The organism is Ruegeria sp. HKCCD6426, from assembly GCF_057221115.1.
This window is the reverse complement of record NZ_JBWVBF010000001.1, coordinates 78,607-97,346: the sequence shown is the minus strand read 5'-3', so window position 1 is coordinate 97,346 and position 18,740 is coordinate 78,607. Positions and strand designations below refer to the sequence as shown.

Genomic DNA, 18,740 nt, shown 5'->3' with positions numbered 1-18,740 from the left:
GGTCAAGGCACAATCGGTCGATTACGTTTGATCGTGCGTAACACTACATTCGTCTGCGCGCTGGCAACGGCGGGCAGACGAAACAGAAAGTCTTCCAGAAATTCATTGTAAGTCGCCAAATCTCGGCACAGAACACGCAGGTGGTAGTCTGCCTGCCCGGTCGTGGCATAGCATTCCTGCACCTCCGGGCTGAACTCTACCGCCCTGATGAAATCGACAATCCTTTCCGGATCGTGGCGCGTCAAATGCACGTGAACGATGGCTTCGAAAGCCAACCCCATGGCGGATGGGCTGACTACTGCGCCATAACGTTCGATGATCCCCGCCTCTTCCAGCCCGCGTACCCTGCGCCAAAGGGCCGAGGCGGACATGCCCACCCTATCCGCCAAATCAGCATTCGACATACGGCTGTCATTCTGCAGATGCTCCAGAATACTACGGTCTCTGTCGTCCAACTGATCCACTTCGGTGATTCCTTTCTAATATTGCCATACTAGTGAACAAATTTTTCGGAATTTCTTCAATACCAAGTCAAACATGGCACATCTCTTCATCCTAAGTGGGCTAGAATTCCTCAACAACACAGACAATCCGACGGACGCACGCGATGACCCAACACACCCCCGCGCTACGCACTTATCAACTTGAGGATCGATACACCCAGACCGTGGGCCGCGTCTTTCTGACCGGCACACAGGCCTTAGCCCGGATCATGATGGATCAGGCCCGGCGCGATCGACAGGCAGGTTTGAACACGGCTGGGTTTGTCTCAGGGTATCGCGGGTCTCCGCTGGGCGGTCTGGATCTGGAATTGTGGCGTGCGAAGGATCGACTAAAGGCCGACCGCATCACCTTTATGCCTGCGGTGAATGAAGATTTAGGGGCAACAGCTGTTCTGGGCGCGCAACAATCCACCCTTGATCCACGTTGCGAGGTCGAGGGCATCTTTTCCATGTGGTACGGTAAAGGACCTGGCGTCGATCGGTCGGGGGACGCGCTGAAACACGGCAACGCCTATGGATCGTCCCCCAAGGGCGGAGTGCTAGTGGTAGCGGGCGACGATCATGGCTGCGTCAGCTCTTCAATGCCGCATCAGTCGGACGTTGCATTTATGGCGTGGTTCATGCCAACGCTAAACCCTTCATCAGTTGCGGAATATCTGGAATACGGGGAATACGGGCTGGCGCTGTCCCGGTTTTCGGGTACTTGGGTGGGGTTCAAAGCGGTTTCTGAAACCGTAGAAAGTGCGCGTTCAGTAGAACTGCGCCCGGATCGTCAATTCACTTTGCCTAAGATCGAGCTGCCGCCGAACGGGTTGCACGTGCGTTCGGCCGATCTGCCCTCTCCTGAAATCGAAACCCGCATTCAGCACAAGCTGCGCGCCGTCCGTGCCTTTGCCGAGGAAAACCCAATCGACAGGCGCATCTATGACATCGAGAAAGCCAAATTCGGGTTTGTCACCACTGGCAAAGGCCATCTCGACCTGATGGAGGCTCTGAGACTGCTTGGTCTGGGCGAGGCCGCCTGCCGTCGTTTGGGTATCGACATTTACAAGGTCGGCATGGTCTGGCCTCTCGCCCGCCGCAACGCTTTACGCTTTGTGAAAGGCAAAGCCGAGGTGCTGGTGGTCGAAGAAAAGCGCGGCATCATCGAAAGCCAGTTCAAAGAGTATTTCTATGACTGGCCCGGCGACAAGCCGCACAAAATGGTTGGCAAATACGACAGTCACGGTGAACCGCTGATCCCCTGGACGGGCGAACTGAGCCCCCTGATGCTGGCCCCCATCGTCGCCGCGCGGTTGCACACTTTCTTCCCGGAAGAAAACCTGCCTTCCAAAGCCAAAGCTCTGACGGATACGCCACCACAGCTGATTAGTGTGCCAGGTGCGACGCGCACGCCGTATTTCTGTTCGGGCTGTCCGCACAATACTTCGACCAAGGTGCCCGAAGGCTCGACCGCGGCCAGCGGAATCGGGTGTCATGTCATGGCGTCGTGGATGGACCGCGAGACCGCCGGGTATGCACAGATGGGCGGAGAAGGAGTGCCGCATGTAGTGGCCTCGAAGTTCAACGGCGGAAAACACATCTTCCAGAATCTTGGCGAAGGGACCTGGTATCACTCAGGGTCTCTGGCCATCCGGCAGGCAGTCGCTGCCGGGACGAATATCACCTACAAAATCCTCTACAACGACGCCGTCGCCATGACCGGAGGGCAGCCGGTGGACGGGCCGATCAGTGTCGCAGGCATCGCCCAGACTTGTCGCGCCGAGGGCGTGGACCGGATCGCATTGGTCTCGGATGACATAACTAAATTCCGTCACTCGGATTTCCCGCAGCGCACCACCTTTCACGACCGGATCGATATGGATTTGCTTCAGAGGGAATTACGTGAAATCCCCGGTGTCACGGTCCTGATCTATGAACAAACCTGCGCCACTGAAAAGCGCCGACGCCGGAAACGGGGCACGATGGAGGACCCGGATCGGTTCGTGTGGATCAACGATCTAGTCTGTGAAGGTTGCGGGGATTGCTCTATCGCCTCGAACTGCCTCAGCGTCGAACCGCGCGAAACACTGTTTGGCCGCAAGCGCAAAATCAACCTGAGTACGTGCAACAAGGACTACTCGTGCCTGAACGGGTTCTGTCCCAGCTTTGTGACCATTGAAAATGCCAAGCGTCGGAAACAGGCCGTCGACCTGAACCTGACCAATCTTGAAATCGACCTGCCCGTGCCTCCCTTGCCGACTTTGGACCAGCCATACGATTTGTTGGTCACCGGCGTCGGCGGAACAGGCGTCGTGACCGTGGGTGCACTGATCACTATGGCTGCGCATCTCGAGGGCAAAGGGGCATCCGTTTTGGACTTCACCGGGTTTGCTCAGAAGTTTGGAACTGTCCTCAGTTATATTCGCCTCGGATCAACTCCGGATGCTCTGAACCAGGTTCGGATCGACACGAGCGCCGCGGATGCCGTGATCGGATGTGATATAGTCGTCAGCTCGGCGCCCAAGGCTTCGGCGCATTACCGAAAAGGAACGGCGGTTGTGCTGAACCGGGCCGAGATGCCGACCGGGGATCTGGTACTGCACCGCGATGCTCAGCTGAACGCTACCGCCCGTGAACAGGCAATAGAAGGTGTAGTGGGGGCTGAGAACCTGTCGGGTTTCGATGCGAACCGGGCTGCCGAAAACCTGCTTGGGGATACGGTTTTCGCCAATATGATCCTGCTGGGCTTTGCGTGGCAAAAGGGTCTGGTGCCCGTTTCGCACAGCGCATTGGGACAGGCCATTCTGCTGAACGGGGTCGCCGTTGAGAAAAACCGGCTGGCCTTCGCCATCGGTCGTTGTCTGGCGGCTGACCCCGACCGCATTCCTTCGGTGACTGGTGAAAAAGACAGTGATGAAACTCTGGATCAGATGATCGAGCGACGTGCGGCATTTTTGCGAGACTATCAGGATGCAGACTATGCGAAGCGCTACACCGACCGGATCGCTGCCTTACGCGCAGCGCAGCCGTTGATCACGGATCGCGTTATTGAAAGCACCGCTCGCAACCTGTTCCGTTTCCTGGCTTACAAGGACGAGTTTGAGGTGGCCCGCCTGCAAACCTCTGATGCGTTCGCGGACGAGCTTACTCGCACCTTCGATGGTGACTTCAAGACGAGATATCATTTCGCCCCTCCCCTGATGGGTTGGCGAAAGGACGAACAGGGTCGCCCGGTGAAAAGGCAATTCGGTCCTTGGTTCCGCCCTGTGCTCACGACACTTGCCCGTGCCAAAGGGCTGCGCGGCAAGATCTGGAACCCATTCGGCTATCACACCGAGGCACGACTGCACCGCAGTATCCTAGTTTGGTACGAAGGCCTGCTAACCCAGCTTGAAACAGATTATTCCAGCCGGTCGGAAACAGACTGGATGGATATCCTGTCGACAGCAGATCAGGTTCGGGGTTACGGGCCCGTTCGGGAAGAAAGCTTTGAACAAGCACGCAATGCCTCTGTCTAGCCCAGCACCGAGAAGCTGCTATCCGTGTTGATCGGGCGTTTGCGAGAATAGAACCCAACGTCGATTGTGTGCTTTATATAGGGCAACTCGAATTGTAGGGGTTCGGTGTCATGGTCTGCCCCGCCCTCGCAATAGTCTATGAGGGCGGCCATCATCTTGCCGGCGATCGGCGCATTCTTGTATTGGTTCCCGCTGGTGCCACAGGCCATGTAGAATCCCGGCAAGCTGGATTTGTCGTATATCGGTATCCAGTCGGTCGAAGCGTCATAAAGATCGACGACCCCGCGCGTTTTCGACGGAATTCCCAAGCTTGGAACGCGTTGCGCATATCGCATTGCTTGGGTCGTCCACTGGTCCGTGAACTCGTGGTTGTAATTCTGGTCGTCATCACACCACTGATGTGGATCGCATTCAGGGTCTTCGGATCCGATCAGAATGTGGTTGCCATGCTCTGGCCTGCAATAGAGCGCAATGTCACTGTCCGACACGATTGTGCCCTGATGCTCAAAATCAAAGCCCGCCGGAGCAGGCACGTGTACAACTTCCTGTCGTAAGGGTCGGGTTTCGATCGTCATATCGCCCAGAACGCCAGCCATTTTGTTGACGATTGCCGATCCGGGGCCCGCAACGTTCACAACCACCTTAGCGTTTATTTCTTCACCAGAGGCCAGTCTGACCCCCGAAACACGGCCATCATGCGTCAGGATTTCAACCACTTCCGCCCCAGTGCGCACTTCAGCGCCGTGTATTTTGGCCGCATCCATCAGGTTTTGCGCCGACAGCGCCGGGTCCGTGACATAACCGGCTTTCGGCCAGAACACTGCACCTTGCAAGTGGCCGCCATTTGGCTGCCCAAATTCCGGGTCGTCCATGCGCCGGGCGGGGGCAAAACTGTCCAGTGAATAGATCGGCAGGTGATCGACAATCTTCTCCGGCGACCATTCCTCGAACGGGCATTTCAACGCGGCGCTGTTCTCTTTGTGCTTTTCCAGCATTCCGTTGGCTTCGGTCTTCATGACCAGACATCCGGTTTCTCGGAACTGCGCCAGGTTCGTGTTGGGCAATCCCAGATAGTCGGCCCAGTCGCGCCAGTAATGGTATCCCTCCCATGCGAATGCCGTTCCGTCGAATGTCGAATAGTGCATGCGAATAATGGCGCAGGACCCAGCGGTCGAGCCGTGGCCTACTTGTAAATTGCGATCCAGCGACAGGGCTTTCCAACCCTTCTTGGCCATTTCGAACGCGATGGCTGCGCCGATCACCCCGGTTCCGATGATGATTGCGTCAGGTTGGCTCATGATGTGCCCCCTCCCACAAACGTTTTGCATAGGCGCTGAATTCTTCGATTTCTTCGGGCCGTGGTTCGACCCCAGTGAAGACATAGAGGTAGTGCGGAACCATCGACAGTCGGAAGGCCATCGGCTCGTTCATCTGTGCCAGATCGTACCCGATCTGCATATAGTACAACACACGCGCGCGCGTCTCAGCCTCGGTTTCGTCATAATGGTATCGAATGAACATCGCACACAAAGCCGCCAGGCGCCGTACGTCCGACTGATCCAGCATCCGCCGCACTTTGCCCGAACGACGCGCCCAATCACGAACTGCGAAATCCAGCGCTGTATCGAAGAGATCGGTATTCACCACGCAGCGCTGGACATTGCACACCGCCGCCGTGATCGTTTCCGCTGGCAGCTCGGACTGCGCAATCAAGGCTGCGGTGTTGGTCGCCTGCCACCGAGCGAGCAGCGCATCCAGCAATTCTTGCCGGGACTTGAAGTACCAGTAGAAGGACGACCGCGACACGGCCATCCGCTCAGCCAGGTTCATGACTTTGACCTGCTCTACCCCGTCTGAAATCAACACGTCCAGCGCCACATTAAGCCAGTCATCGCGCGTGACCTTGATGTTCCCGACCAGAGGTTCAGCCTCGGGATCGTCACGGTGAAGGATGGGTTTTGTGTTCATTTAGCTCTCCGGCGGCGCGCCGCCCTCTTCGGTACGGCGTGCGATGAAATCCTGCAATGCACCAAGGCGGTCCGCATCCTGATTTGGCGCTTTGAAATTCGCCAAGATGTCTTTCCAAACCCCAGTCGCACGGTGATTAGCATCCAGTGAGCCACGTTCAGTCCACGTGCCGAAATTGGCGTAATCGTGCAGATGCGGCTCATAAAACGCTGTATTATAGTGCTCCATTGTCTGACTGGTGGCGAAGAAATGGCCGCTTGGCTCAACCTCGCGCAAAGCAGTGTCGAAACCGATCTCGGATGCCCCGGCCTGCGCCCCGGCGCACAGTTCGGCCACCATATTCAGCACTTCGGCGTCACAAACCAGTTTCTCGAAAGAAACCGTCAAGCCCCCTTCCAACCAGCCCGCGGAATGGATGATCACAGTTGCACCGGCCATCAGGCAGCCCCAAAGGCCGAACTGATTTTCATTAGCCGCCTGTACATCATTGGTATTCGATGCCGATCCCGCCGCCGAGCGCCAAGGCAGGCCCAGGTGCCGCGCCAGCTGACCGGCCGCCAGCGACGCCTGGAAATGGGAAGGCGTCCCAAAAGCGGGCGCGCCTGATTTCATGTCCACATTGCTGGTAAACGTTCCGTAGCAGACCGGCGCGCCAGGATTTACTAGCTGCGTCAAGGTTAGTGCAGATAGCGCCTCGGCATGAGAAAGCGTAATGGCTCCGGCGACCGTGATCGGAGCCATCGCTCCCATCAGGGTGAACGGTGTGATGATCGACATCTGACCGTGGCGGGCAAAGTCGATCAGACCCTGCGCCATCGGTATATCCAATGTGCGAGGGCTATTGGTATTGATAATTGTGTAACTATGTGGATTTGCGCGAAATTCGTCGTCAGACAAGCCGCGCGCAATGGACAGCATCTCGAAGCAGTCCAACACCTGCGGCGTGCCGCGCGAGAAAAAGAACGGGAACTTGTCCGTCAGCTCCATCTGCGCCCGCGTGGTGAAGTAATGGCGCAAATGAGTCGGCACATCCTGCGGTTCGACCTGTGGCGAAATCATCTGGAACACATCAAAATGATGAGTGAGTTTCAGAAAATCCAGATAGTCCCCTCCGGTCGCCGGGCGACGCCCGCGCTCCAGATCGGTCGCGTTCGGAGCCCCTGCCCCCGGTTGAAACACCAGGTTTCCGAGCTCCAGCGTGAAATCGCGACGCCGGGCACCGGCACGGCACGCAATCGATTTGGGAGCCGAGGCAACAGCTGCCTCGACCATATCCCGCCCGATAAAGACCATCTCGCTGTCTTCATCCACGAGCGCGCCGGCCTTTTCGAAGATACGTCGCGCTTCGGGCAACAGAACCTTCACGCCAAGCTCCTGAAGCGTACGCAAGGCGGTTTCGTGTATGTCCGCGATCTGATCCGTAGAAAACACTTCCATCAACGGGAACGGGTTCTTCAACTGACGGTAATTCACATCGCGACTGGCGACAGGAGCGGCTTCCGCGCCGCGCCCCCGCCGTCTTCGCCCGCGTTCTTGGGTTTGAGAGATCATCCTTGGCCCCTCATCGCTTTGCCTTGCGGGTCATAGGGCGACGGCGCAATGACGCGCGCTGACCGCTCGACACCGACAACATGCACGGACAGGTCCGTGCCCGGTTCCGCCATTTCGCGGTCCACCAGAGCCATCGCCAGCGACTTTCCGGTGTAATGTCCATACCCGCCCGACGTCACGAACCCAACGCGCTTTTCGCCTGACCACACAGGCTCGTACCCACTGGCATCCGCATCCAGCGCATCCACCTCAAGCGTCACCTGAACCTGTGCCGGGCCATTGCCGTCACGTTCGGTCACGGCGGCCCCTTTGCCGACGAAGTTCTTGTCCCAGTCAATCCAGCGATCCATGCCCGTCATGCCCGGCGTATAAAGCTGGGTGAACTCCGCCGACCAAATACCAAAGCTCTTTTCCAACCGCGTGGACAGCATGGCGTTGAACCCGCACTCGCGAATTCCTTCCTCGGCTCCGGCATCCAGCAACATGCGGCGCAACTTGATGTGATCCCCGTAGCGGCAATTGATTTCATAACCCATTTCACCGGTCACCGACATGCGGGCGACGCGCGCGCGAACAAGACCGATATCGAAATCACCACACCCCATGAACATCATGTCTGAGATATCCTGCTCGGCCAGCTTCTCGATCACAGTCTGAGACTTCGGGCCAACAACACTGAAACCGCAGTATTCTTCGCCCAGATCACGGATTTCAACGCCATCAATCATTTGGTCGTCGAACCAGCGCATATGCCAGGCACGCAAATAGTAACTGCCCATGATCCACCAGCTACCATCGCCCCAATTCAGTACGGTCAGATCGCCTTTGAGACGCCCGTTCTCGCCCAGCATCGGCGCAAGCTTGGCGCGGCCTGGCGCCGGCAGCTTCGAGGCCATGACCTTATCCAGCCACACCTTGGCATTAGGTCCCGTCACTTCAAACCGCGAGAAGCCTGAAATATCCAAAAGGCCAACACCTTCGCGGATCGCCTTGCATTCCTCGGCGACAATGTCATGCGCGTTCGACCGCTTGAGCGTCGGGGTTTCCTCGAACCCTTTCGGCGCGAAATACAGCGGCACCTCGAGATCCCAGCTGACGCCCCATTTGCACCCCGCCTCGGTCATCGCGTCATGAGCGGGGGCCATTTTCAGCGGACGCCCCGCAGGCAGTTGCTCATTCGGATAGGTCATCACGAAGCGGCGGGAATAGAACTGGCCGGTGGTCTCGCGGATATATCGCTTGTTCTGAGCGAAATCGCCATAGCGCGCCACGTCCATGGGCCATGCGTCTGCCTCTGGCTCGCCATGGATCATCCATTCAGCCAAGGTCTTTCCAACGCCGCCACCCTGAAGGAACCCGGCCATCACGGCACAGGCCGACCAGTATCCCCGCTTGCCGGGCACCGGACCCACCAGCGGGTTGCCGTCGGGCGAGAAAGTAAAAGCCCCATTCACCCATGTCTTGATGCCGACATTCTGGATCGACGGATAGCGTTCAAAGCCAAGCGTCAGTTCGTTTTCGATCCGATCAAGTTGTTCCTGAAACAGCTCCTCGGCATAGTTCCAGGGTGCTCCGTCCATAGCCCAATGCTCGTGGTCGACCTCGTAGATACCAACCAGAACACCTTTCTGGTCCTGCCGCATATAAGTGAAGCCTTCCAGATCCACGGTCATCGGCATTTCGAAATCAGCCGCCGCAACTTCGGGCACCGTGTCAGTGATCAGGTAGTGGTGTTTGAGCGGAGAAACCGGCAGCTCGACACCTGCCATACGGCCTACTTGCTTGGCCCATAGACCAGCCGCGTTGACCACATGCTCGCACGTGATCGTACCCTTGTCTGTCACAACCTTCCAACCATCATCGGTCTGGATCAGTTCGTCGACCTTGGTTTCTTCATAGTACTCAGCGCCACGTTTCTTCGCGGCTGTCGCGTAGGCCTGCACGGTGCCGGTTGTGTCGATATAACCTTCGCGGTCCGCCCACATGGCCCCAAGCACACCATCAGTAGACATAATCGGGCAACGTTTCTGCGCCTCTTCCGGTGTCAGCAATTCGCAATCGTCAATACCGATAGACTGGAAAATACGATAATTCGCCTGCAACCACTCCCAGCGTTCGGGCGTTCCAGCCAGCGTCAGGCCGCCGGTCATATGCAAACCGATATTCTGGCCGGATTCCTTTTCGATCTCGCTCAGCAGATCAATGGTATAGGCCTGCAACGAAGCCATGTTCGGGTCGGCATTCAGCGCGTGAATTCCGCCAGCAGCATGCCACGAGGACCCCGACGCCAGCCGACGCCGCTCCAGCATGACCACGTCTGTCCAGCCGAATTTAGCCAGATGGTACAAAACCGAGGCACCAACAACGCCGCCGCCAATGACAACTACACGATAATGGGTTTTCATCCCGACCTCCCCTGGATGAGTCTCGACCGAAGCTAGTAGCACTGTTCACTTCTGTCTAGACATTTCTGTACAGTGGGGGAGAAGTGCTGATTGCACGCCAGACTTCCTGTCAGAGTTGAGCACTGGGGCGTGCTTTAATCGCATCAAACCAAGCCTGAGAGGCCACGTTTTCGGTAGGGATGCGCATCTCGATAACCCGGGCAAAGTCGACAAAGACGAATGTCGAAATATCGGCCAGCGAAAAAGCCTTGCCGGCCACAAATGTGTTTTCTTGCAAACGCGTTTCAAGCAAATCAAAGAACCCACCAACCCGATCACGACCACGTTGCGCCAGTTCCGGTATCTGACTGTAGTTGACCGGACCGGGAATGGCGCGGTTCTCGAAGGCTGGGTGCGTATTACGCAGGGTTTCAGCAATAGGCGCTCCGCCTTGCTGCTCGACAATCGCGTTCCACATCAGAACCGCGCCTTTTTCATCTGCGGTTCGCCCCATCAGCTGGGGTTCCGGAAAGCGTGCCTCAAGATACGCTGCAATGCCGAGGTTTTCGGTCAGAACGGTTCCTTCGTCTGTTACCAGCACGGGGACCGTCGCCCTCGGGTTCACTGCCTTGAATGCATCTGCCAGTTGCTCTCCCTTCGCGATCGAGATGTCGCGGGTCTCGATCTCAAGACCCTTTTCCGCAATGAACATTCGGGCACGGCGTGGGCTTGGCGCGGTGGAGCAGTCGTAAAACAGCATTCGGGCAGTCCTTCCTGAGGCAACACGCCAGCAGGTTAGACCGACCGAGGACAATAGCGCGAGTCAGAGCCGAAGTGACCTGACGACAGATCAGCGCTGATAGATGAAACAACGCCCTTCGACTGCACCGTCAGGCAGCTCCAGCTCGGTCAGGCCATTGAAATACATCCGGTCACTGGACACCATCAGCCCGCCCGGCGCGAGAAGCGGCTCGATCAGAGGTGAGACAAAGCGGGCAAACGCGTCGTTCTTTTCGCGATTGTGCCCTCCAAGATCCGCATGGATCAAACTGGCCGTTGCCCCAAACCGCTCAACCGAAGCCGGCAGAGTCTCCCTCACATCACCCAGAATCACCTGTTCGTCAGGCGGAGTGGAATCCGGGTGAGAGGCGACCGCGCGTTCAAATACGTATACGGGGCGGCCCTGAATACGCTGCATCATGTGGTGATATGTGCGCCCATTGCCCAAGCCCAATTCAAACACCGGGCCGGACTGCCCCGCAGTTTGCGTGATGGCAAAATCCAGGCAGGCGCGTTGCGATACCATGCGGTCAATAAACAGATCCAGGCGGCTTTGACTTTTGGACACGGGCTAAACCTCTTTTCATTCAATCGACACATAAACGGTGCCGAACGCGCACTTGATGACAAACTCTCAACACTTTGTGTAGTCGATCTGACCGGTATTTCGTGATTCCGCGACGTTTCTACCGAAGAAGGTGTTTGACTAGCCCGTCCCAACCGCGCGAAACTGCACAAAAAAGTCAGGGAGTTCAAAAAGCCGATGCCAATCCACGGCCAACCGGGTGGAAAACCCGCATGAATCCGTTGTTGTCCGTCCGGGATCTCAGCATCGGTTTTGGCGCGGGGGCCGACGTCGTTCAGAATGTCAGTTTCGATGTCGCTCCGGGGCAAACGCTTGCACTGGTGGGCGAATCCGGCTCGGGTAAGACAATCTCGTGCCGAGCGGCGCTGCGCATATTACCGCGGACGGCACAAATCCGCAGTGGTACAATCACCCTGAACGACTCCAAGGGAACAGCAGATCTGACCGCCATCACCGAGCGTCAGATGCGTTCCGTTCGTGGCGACAGAGTTTCAATGATCTTTCAGGAACCGATGAGATCACTGTCGCCCTTGCATAAAATTGGGAACCAGGTGAGCGAAGTGCTGTGGTTGCACCGCGGCGCATCAGAGGCTCAGGCCCGAAAAGAGGTTCTGATCCAGTTTGAACGGGTCGGCTTTCCGGACCCGCAGAGAGCCTACGATTCCTATCCGTTCGAGCTGTCAGGAGGAATGCGGCAGCGCGCCATGATCGCTATGGCGATGGTCTCCAAGCCCGAACTGCTGATCGCGGACGAACCGACAACGGCGCTGGACGTGACCACACAGGCGCAGGTTCTGGGGCTGATCAAGGAGCTGCAAAGAGAAACGGGAATGGCCTTGATCCTGGTCACCCACGATCTGGGCGTCGTGGCCAATATGGCCGAGCACGTTGTGGTCATGCACAAGGGACGCGTGATGGAGGCAGGTCCTGCCGATCTCATCCTGAACGACCCGGCACATCCTTACACACAACAGCTGTTCGACGCCGCCCCTGAAATCCCGGACCAGGAAGCTGTGGGCCTACCGATGCCGGACGAAGACCTGATCCTGCAGATGGCCGATGTTTCGAAAACCTACACAATGCGGTCAACTCGCGGCTGGAAGGCGGACAAGTTGATCCATGCCTGCCGGGGCGTGGATCTGAAGCTGGCACGCGGCAAAACACTGGCGATTGTCGGTGAAAGCGGCTCGGGCAAAACAACGGCAGCGCGAATCGCGCTGGGGGCTGAACTGCCCGACCCGGGCGGCCAGGTTCTGTTCCGGACATCTGCCGACGAAGATCCCATCACTGTACACCGGATGACGCGTACAGAGCGCACGGCCTTTCAGCGCAAGGCGCAAATGGTGTTTCAAGATCCTTACAGCTCGCTCAGCCCCCGAATGCGCATTCAGGACGCCATGACCGAACCGTTGGAGATTCATCGTATTGGTTCAATTGCCGAGCAACGGGACAAAGCCGGTGAAATGCTCAAACGGGTCGGGTTAAATGCCGACATGCTAAAACGCTATCCGCATGCCTTTTCTGGTGGTCAGCGGCAACGCTTGTCGATTGCACGCGCCATGATGCTGGACCCTGCGTTGATTGTCTGTGACGAGCCGACCTCGGCACTGGACGTGTCAGTACAGGAACAGATTCTAACCCTGCTCGAAGACCTGCAGGACAGTTTGAACCTGTCCTATCTCTTCATCTCTCACGACCTTGCCGTCGTGGCCCGCATCGCCGACGAAGTGGCGGTCATGCGTCAGGGGCTGGTAGTCGAACAGGCACCGCCCGAGACGCTTTTCTATAATCCTCGTCATCCCTACACCAAGGCCCTGATCGCTGCCCAGCCGGAACCCGATATCAACCGCCCGATCGACTTGAAACTGGTCGCTTTGGGTGCGGGTTCGCCAGACAGTTGGGAAGACGCCTTTCGTTTCTCGGACTCCGTGATACCCTCGCTTGTAGAAATGGAGCCCGGCCATAAGGTACGTTGCCATGTTTAAGACCACTCGACATTTGTTTTTGGGCTCGGTGCTGGCCCTAGCGGGAATGCTGCCCGCTACGGCAGAAGTCCCGACTAACCTGCAAGAAAGCGCGTTCTGGAAGTCCGAAGTCGAAAGCGGAAACCTGCCGCCCGCCGCTGAACGCGTCCCGCAGGACCCACTGATAATCGATCTGGCCGCCAAGGGACGCGCATTCGGGACGCCGGGCGGAACCTTGCGCACCATGGTCACGAGATCCAAGGACATCCGGCAGATGGTCGTCTATGGCTACGCACGCCTGGTGGGTTTCGACGCCAATTACGAAATCGTTCCGGACCTGTTGGCCTCAGTCGAAAACGAAGACAATCGAAAATTCACTTTGCATCTGCGCGAGGGCCACAAGTGGTCCGATGGTTCACCTTTCACGACCGAAGACTTCCGTTATTGGTGGGAGGATGTCGCAAATAACGAACTTCTTAGCCCCTCTGGCCCACCCGATTTCCTTCTTGTCGAAGGTAAACCGCCCGAAGTGACCTACCCGGATGAAAAGACAGTGATCTATCAGTGGGAGGATCCGAACCCGAACTTCCTGCAATCGCTGGCACAGGCCCGCCCGCCGTTCATCTACCGACCATCGGAGTTTCTCAAGCAGTACCACGAGAAATTCGCCGACAAGAAAGAGCTGGCCTATCATGTGGAGGATGCGCGCGTCAAAAGCTGGGCCGCACTTCATAACAAACTGGATAACCTCTATAAATTCGACAACCACAATCTGCCGACGCTGCAACCTTGGCTGAACGCCAGCTCGGGTAAGAAAATCCGGCACAACTTTGTGCGCAATCCCTATTATCACCGCATCGACAGCAACGGCGTGCAACTTCCTTATATCGACGTTGTCGAGATGGAGATCGTAGCCGCAGGTCTGGTCGCAGCCAAAACAAACGCAGGCGAAAGCGATCTGCAAGGGCGCGGTCTGGCATTCCGCGACGCGTCGATCCTGAAAAAAGGTGAAACCCAGGGTGACTATAAGACGCTGCTTTGGAAAACAGGGGTCGCATCACAGATTGCCATCTACCCAAACCTGAATTTTGGGGATGAGGGCTGGCGCAATGTTCTGCGCGACGTGCGTGTCCGGCGCGCGCTGTCGCTGGCGATCGACCGCAAGACGATTAATCAGGCTCTGTATTTCAAGCTGGCGCAACCCGGTGCAATGTCAGTCCTGCCGGCATCGCCGTTCTACAACGAAGAGAACGCGCAAGCCTGGGCGCAATACGATATTGAGATGGCTAACGCCCTTCTGGATGAGGCCGGCCTGACCGAACGGAACAGGGACGGTATCCGAATGCTGCCCGACGGCCGCCCGATGGAACTGGTCGTTGAAACCGCGGGTGAGCGGCAGGAAGTCGAAAACGCCCTGCAGATCGTTACAGATAACTGGCGCGAGATCGGCGTCAAGCTCGTAATGCGTCCGCTGGATCGGGACATCCTGCGCAACCGCGTTTTTTCAGGCAGCACAATGGCTTCAGTCTGGTTTGGGTGGGACGACGGTATCCCGCAGTACCACACGTCCCCGGCCTATCTTGCCCCGACGGATCAGGTATTTTTGGCCTGGCCCAAATGGGGACAGTATTATCAGACCGGCGGCGACGCTGGCGAACCGCCTGACATGCCCGAGGCCGAACGCCTGATGGAACTGGCTCATTCCTGGGAAATCGCCACAACTGACGAGGAACGCAACGCCGTCTGGACAGAAATGTTGAAAATTCACGCCGACCAGCAATATGCCATTGGTATTCTGAACGGCGCCCCCCAACCGATCGTCGTATCGAACCGCCTGCGCAACGTCCCCGAACAAGCCATGTGGGCTTGGGAACCCGGTGCACATTTCGGCATTCACCGCCCGGACGAATTCTTTTTCGCCGACTGACAGGAGCGACTAAATGATCATGCTCCGCTATGCGGTGTATCGCTTTTTCACGATGCTGCTTACGCTGCTGGTGGTTTCAGTATTGGTCTTCGTGATCATCAACTTGCCGCCCGGTGACTACCTCAGCAACCAAATCGCAGAACTGCAGGCTTCGGGTCAATCCGCGGGCGTGGCTAAGGCCGAGTTCCTGCGCAAAGAATATGCCCTGGATCGACCAATGTGGGAGCAGTACCTGGTCTGGGTGGGCTTCTGGCCAGGCCCCCATGGGTTTGAGGGGCTTTTGCAGGGCAACTACGGTTGGTCCTTTGAGTTTGACCGACCCGTGTCCGAGATCGTCGGTGATACGCTTTGGCTAACCGTCGTTGTCAATCTCGCCGCCATCCTGTTTGTCTATGCGGTTGCCCTGCCGCTTGGTGTCCTTGCCGCCGCACGGTCACGGACATGGATCGATTACACTTCGGCCTTTGTCGGCTACCTTGGGCTGGCCACGCCAAACTTTCTGCTGGCGCTGATCCTGTTCTACTACGGCCACCGTTATTTCAACCTGCCCATCGGCGGATTGATGGACCCGGTGTACGAAGGTCAGCCGATGAGCTGGGACAAGCTGAAATCCATTCTTGTCCACCTGATCGTGCCCACCTTCGTCATCGGCACATCTGGTGCGTCAGCGATGATGCAGCGCCTGCGGGCCAATATGCTGGATGAGCTGGGCAAACCTTACGTGGAAACCGCTATTGCCAAAGGCATGGCACCGTCCCGGATGCTGGCGAAATATCCGCTGCGCGTCGCTTTCAACCCGTTCGTCGCAGACATCGGCAACCTGCTGCCGTCGATGGTGTCGGGTTCGGTTCTGGTGTCCGTCGTGCTGGGGTTACAGACCATCGGCCCGACTTTGCTGACCGCCCTCAAGACACAGGATCAGTTCCTGTCCGCCTTCATTCTGATGTTCGTCGCTTTGCTGACTCTGATTGGCACCATGATCTCGGACATCCTGCTGGTCATGCTCGACCCGCGCATTCGTTATGAGGGGCGCGAAGCATGACCCAACAACCCGACGGCCGCTATGTAGACGACGCCCCTTACGACCCGCAGGAAGCTCTGCAACAGCTCGAGCGCGCGGATCTGGATGCTCCCAACTGGGTGCTGGTCTGGCGCAAGTTCAGAACCCATAAGCTAGGGCTGATTTCAGGCATCTTTCTGCTGCTGTGCTATCTGATGCTGCCCTTCGCAGGGTTCATCGCGCCCTATGGTCCTAATGATCGGAACGGCGAACATCTTTATGCGCCGCCACAGTCGATCAACTGGTTCCACGATGGTGAATTCGTCGGCCCTTATGTCTACCCGATCGTGGCCGAGGCAGATCTTGAGACGTTCCAATGGAAATTTGTTCCCGATACTGAAGATCCCCGGCCGATCCGTTTCTTGTGCGAAGGGTCCGAATACAAACTGGCTGGTCTGATCCGCACGGATACCCATCTGTTCTGCGCCCCCGAAGGCGCAACGTTATTCCTGTGGGGGTCTGACAGGCTGGGCCGGGACGTGTTCAGTCGCATTCTTTACGGCGCGCAACTGTCACTGACAGTTGGTCTGATCGGTATCTCTGTTTCGTTTTTTCTGGGTATCCTGTTCGGATCCATTGCCGGGTATTTCGGCGGTAAGATCGACTGGGTGATCAACCGAGTGATCGAGATCCTGCGATCCTTACCGGAACTACCCCTGTGGTTGGCACTGTCCGCCGCCGTGCCTTCGAACTGGAGCCCGGTCGCAGTCTTCTTCATCATCTCAATCATCCTCGGCATCCTGGACTGGCCCGGCCTCGCCCGATCCGTACGCGCGAAATTCCTGTCCCTGCGCGAAGAGGAATACGTGCGCGCGGCCGAAATGATGGGGGCCAGTTCGGGCCGGGTAATCCGCAAGCATCTGCTGCCCAATTTCATGTCGCACCTGATCGCCTCGGCCACCTTGTCGATCCCGGCGATGATCCTGGGTGAAACGGCGCTCAGCTTCCTTGGCCTTGGCTTGCGCGCACCGGCTGTCAGTTGGGGTGTTATGCTGAACGACGCACAGAACCTCGCGTCGATCGAGATCTATCCGTGGACAGCAATCCCGATGCTGCCGATCATCGTCATCGTGCTGGCCTTCAACTTCCTAGGTGACGGGCTGCGCGACAGTCTGGACCCCTATCAGCAATGAGCCTGCTGGCATCCCTCCCCGCCGCTGACACCTATGAGGTGAAGGGGACAGGAACACGCCCAAGCGCCTTTGCAGTGTCCGAGCTTGCCAGTGCCAGTTTCGCCACTGTCGGCCGGGAACTGGCACGCCTTTCGGTTGCCCTGAATTTGTCAGAGAAGCCGCCCAAAGTGACAGTTGATCACCGGCTCGCCTCGCTGTGGTTCGGATATTCGTTCAGACCGGACGGTTGGGACATGCCTAACCTCTGGGACACAGTCGCAGGTGACTACAAGGCATCAGACGGATGGATCCGACTCCACACCAATCTGCCGCATCACCGCGCCGCAGCTCTGAAGGTACTCGATGTAAAAGCCGACCGAAGCGCCGTTGGCGAAGCTGTTAAATCCTGGGCAATTGCTGAACTGGAAGCCGCAATCGCGGCTGAGGGAGGCGTTGCAGCAGCCATGCGCAGCCGGACCGAGTGGCTGGACCACCCGCAAGGTCGCGCGGTGGCGCGCGATCCGTTGATTGGGTGGCAGGGGCCGCGCAGCATCACGTTGCGTGAAAGGCCGCAAGCGACAGCTGAACGCCCCTTGGCTGGTCTGCGAGTACTTGATCTGACGCGCGTGCTGGCCGGACCCGTCGCCACCCGTACCTTGGCCGGGTTTGGTGCCGAAGTACTTCGTATAGATCCGCCCGGATGGGACGAGCCCGGCGTGATCCCGGATATCTCGCTTGGCAAGACATGCGCCTTTCTGGATCTGAAAACACCAGCCGGGCTGGATCGATTAAAAGACTTGCTGGCACAGGCTGATGTTTTTGTCCACGGCTATCGGCCAGGCGCGCTCGACGCGCTCGGGCTGGGCAAGCCCCAACGGGATACACTGGCCCCCAACCGCGTTGAGGTGACGCTGGACGCCTATGGCTGGCAAGGCCCCTGGGCTTCGCGGCGTGGTTTTGACAGCCTGGTCCAAATGAGCTCGGGGATCGCGGATGCCGGTCGCGACTGGGCAAAGACGGACAAACCGACCCCATTGCCTGTTCAGGCGCTGGACCATGCCACCGGTTACCTGATGGCAGGTGCGGTTCTGTCGGCGCTGGCCGAGTCCGCTTCGCACAGCACGGTGATGGATGCGCGTCTGTCGCTTGCCCGTACCGCTGAATTGCTTGCAAGCCTCGCCAAGACCGGCGCTGGCGACGACATCACGGATGCAAAACCTGAAGACTATACTAAGACAATTGAAGCGTCCGGCTGGGGTCCGGGCCACCGGCTGAAACCCGCGCTTAGCGTTGGAGGCGCAACCATGCGCTGGTCCTTGCCAGCGCCGAAAACAGGAACATCAGAACCGGCCTGGCCATCGCTGGAAGACTGAGAACCCGCCGCGCGAAACGCGCGGCCCGGCCC

Annotated in this window: 13 protein-coding genes; 6 read left to right on the top strand and 7 right to left on the bottom strand. The window is 57.8% G+C overall.

Annotated features, from left to right (window positions below):
- Positions 1-2 precede the first annotated feature (2 nt).
- Positions 3-464, bottom strand: a complete 462-nt coding sequence (locus AC2TDA_RS00465; RefSeq protein WP_480847775.1) for an Lrp/AsnC family transcriptional regulator — start codon at positions 462-464, stop codon at positions 3-5.
- A 143-nt stretch (positions 465-607) separates the two neighbouring features.
- On the opposite strand from AC2TDA_RS00465, the gene AC2TDA_RS00460 reads away from it, so the two are divergent.
- Positions 608-4,003, top strand: a complete 3,396-nt coding sequence (locus AC2TDA_RS00460) for an indolepyruvate ferredoxin oxidoreductase family protein (RefSeq protein WP_480878252.1) — start codon at positions 608-610, stop codon at positions 4,001-4,003.
- On the opposite strand, the gene AC2TDA_RS00455 is transcribed toward AC2TDA_RS00460, so the two are convergent.
- The 6 genes from AC2TDA_RS00455 to AC2TDA_RS00430 all read right to left on the bottom strand — a co-directional run bounded on the left by AC2TDA_RS00455 (position 4,000) and on the right by AC2TDA_RS00430 (position 11,254).
- The gene (locus AC2TDA_RS00455) at positions 4,000-5,301 is read right to left on the bottom strand and encodes an NAD(P)/FAD-dependent oxidoreductase (RefSeq protein WP_480878250.1); all 1,302 of its coding nucleotides are present in this window, start codon (positions 5,299-5,301) and stop codon (positions 4,000-4,002) included. The two genes, AC2TDA_RS00460 and AC2TDA_RS00455, sit on opposite strands and share 4 nt — an antisense overlap.
- On the bottom strand, positions 5,288-5,971 hold the full coding sequence (locus tag AC2TDA_RS00450) for a TetR/AcrR family transcriptional regulator (RefSeq protein WP_480878248.1): 684 nt from the start codon (positions 5,969-5,971) through the stop codon (positions 5,288-5,290). The genes AC2TDA_RS00455 and AC2TDA_RS00450 overlap by 14 nt, the downstream gene beginning before the upstream one ends.
- Positions 5,972-7,522 carry a trimethylamine methyltransferase family protein gene (locus AC2TDA_RS00445; protein ID WP_480878246.1) on the bottom strand — a complete coding sequence of 517 codons (1,551 nt, stop codon included), beginning with the start codon at positions 7,520-7,522 and terminating at the stop codon, positions 5,972-5,974. It lies immediately after the preceding gene.
- Positions 7,519-9,927 carry a GcvT family protein gene (locus AC2TDA_RS00440; protein WP_480878244.1) on the bottom strand — a complete coding sequence of 803 codons (2,409 nt, stop codon included), beginning with the start codon at positions 9,925-9,927 and terminating at the stop codon, positions 7,519-7,521. The genes AC2TDA_RS00445 and AC2TDA_RS00440 overlap by 4 nt, the downstream gene beginning before the upstream one ends.
- Positions 9,928-10,036: 109 nt before the next feature.
- Complete coding sequence (locus AC2TDA_RS00435) at positions 10,037-10,666, bottom strand: glutathione S-transferase family protein (protein WP_480878242.1); 630 nt, start codon at positions 10,664-10,666, stop codon at positions 10,037-10,039.
- 90 nt (positions 10,667-10,756) lie between these two features.
- A complete protein-coding gene (locus AC2TDA_RS00430) occupies positions 10,757-11,254 on the bottom strand; it encodes a class I SAM-dependent methyltransferase (protein WP_480847782.1) in 498 nt (165 codons plus the stop codon).
- A gap of 230 nt (positions 11,255-11,484) precedes the next feature.
- Here AC2TDA_RS00430 and AC2TDA_RS00425 point away from each other — a divergent pair, with 230 nt between their 5' ends.
- From AC2TDA_RS00425 to AC2TDA_RS00405, 5 genes are read left to right on the top strand one after another with little or no spacing between them, the layout of a single operon-like run.
- Positions 11,485-13,257: an ABC transporter ATP-binding protein gene (locus AC2TDA_RS00425; protein WP_480847783.1), complete on the top strand. Its 1,773-nt coding sequence runs from the start codon at positions 11,485-11,487 to the stop codon at positions 13,255-13,257.
- Positions 13,250-15,163 carry an ABC transporter substrate-binding protein gene (locus AC2TDA_RS00420; protein ID WP_480847784.1) on the top strand — a complete coding sequence of 638 codons (1,914 nt, stop codon included), beginning with the start codon at positions 13,250-13,252 and terminating at the stop codon, positions 15,161-15,163. Before AC2TDA_RS00425 ends, AC2TDA_RS00420 begins: the two co-directional genes overlap by 8 nt.
- 13 nt (positions 15,164-15,176) lie before the next feature.
- Positions 15,177-16,205: an ABC transporter permease gene (locus AC2TDA_RS00415; RefSeq protein ID WP_480847785.1), complete on the top strand. Its 1,029-nt coding sequence runs from the start codon at positions 15,177-15,179 to the stop codon at positions 16,203-16,205.
- Positions 16,202-17,356, top strand: coding sequence for an ABC transporter permease (locus tag AC2TDA_RS00410; RefSeq protein WP_480847786.1), 1,155 nt, complete (start codon positions 16,202-16,204; stop codon positions 17,354-17,356). Before AC2TDA_RS00415 ends, AC2TDA_RS00410 begins: the two co-directional genes overlap by 4 nt.
- The gene (locus AC2TDA_RS00405) at positions 17,353-18,708 is read left to right on the top strand and encodes a CoA transferase (RefSeq protein ID WP_480878241.1); all 1,356 of its coding nucleotides are present in this window, start codon (positions 17,353-17,355) and stop codon (positions 18,706-18,708) included. Before AC2TDA_RS00410 ends, AC2TDA_RS00405 begins: the two co-directional genes overlap by 4 nt.
- Positions 18,709-18,740 lie beyond the last annotated feature (32 nt).

Coding starts and splice junctions, on each gene's coding strand:
- AC2TDA_RS00460 (WP_480878252.1), top strand. CDS start 608: ATGACCCAACACACCCCCGCGCTACGCACTTATCAACTTGAGGATCGA.
- AC2TDA_RS00455 (WP_480878250.1), bottom strand. CDS start 5,301: ATGAGCCAACCTGACGCAATCATCATCGGAACCGGGGTGATCGGCGCA.
- AC2TDA_RS00450 (WP_480878248.1), bottom strand. CDS start 5,971: ATGAACACAAAACCCATCCTTCACCGTGACGATCCCGAGGCTGAACCT.
- AC2TDA_RS00445 (WP_480878246.1), bottom strand. CDS start 7,522: ATGATCTCTCAAACCCAAGAACGCGGGCGAAGACGGCGGGGGCGCGGC.
- AC2TDA_RS00440 (WP_480878244.1), bottom strand. CDS start 9,927: ATGAAAACCCATTATCGTGTAGTTGTCATTGGCGGCGGCGTTGTTGGT.
- AC2TDA_RS00435 (WP_480878242.1), bottom strand. CDS start 10,666: ATGCTGTTTTACGACTGCTCCACCGCGCCAAGCCCACGCCGTGCCCGA.
- AC2TDA_RS00425 (WP_480847783.1), top strand. CDS start 11,485: ATGAATCCGTTGTTGTCCGTCCGGGATCTCAGCATCGGTTTTGGCGCG.
- AC2TDA_RS00420 (WP_480847784.1), top strand. CDS start 13,250: ATGTTTAAGACCACTCGACATTTGTTTTTGGGCTCGGTGCTGGCCCTA.
- AC2TDA_RS00415 (WP_480847785.1), top strand. CDS start 15,177: ATGATCATGCTCCGCTATGCGGTGTATCGCTTTTTCACGATGCTGCTT.
- AC2TDA_RS00410 (WP_480847786.1), top strand. CDS start 16,202: ATGACCCAACAACCCGACGGCCGCTATGTAGACGACGCCCCTTACGAC.
- AC2TDA_RS00405 (WP_480878241.1), top strand. CDS start 17,353: ATGAGCCTGCTGGCATCCCTCCCCGCCGCTGACACCTATGAGGTGAAG.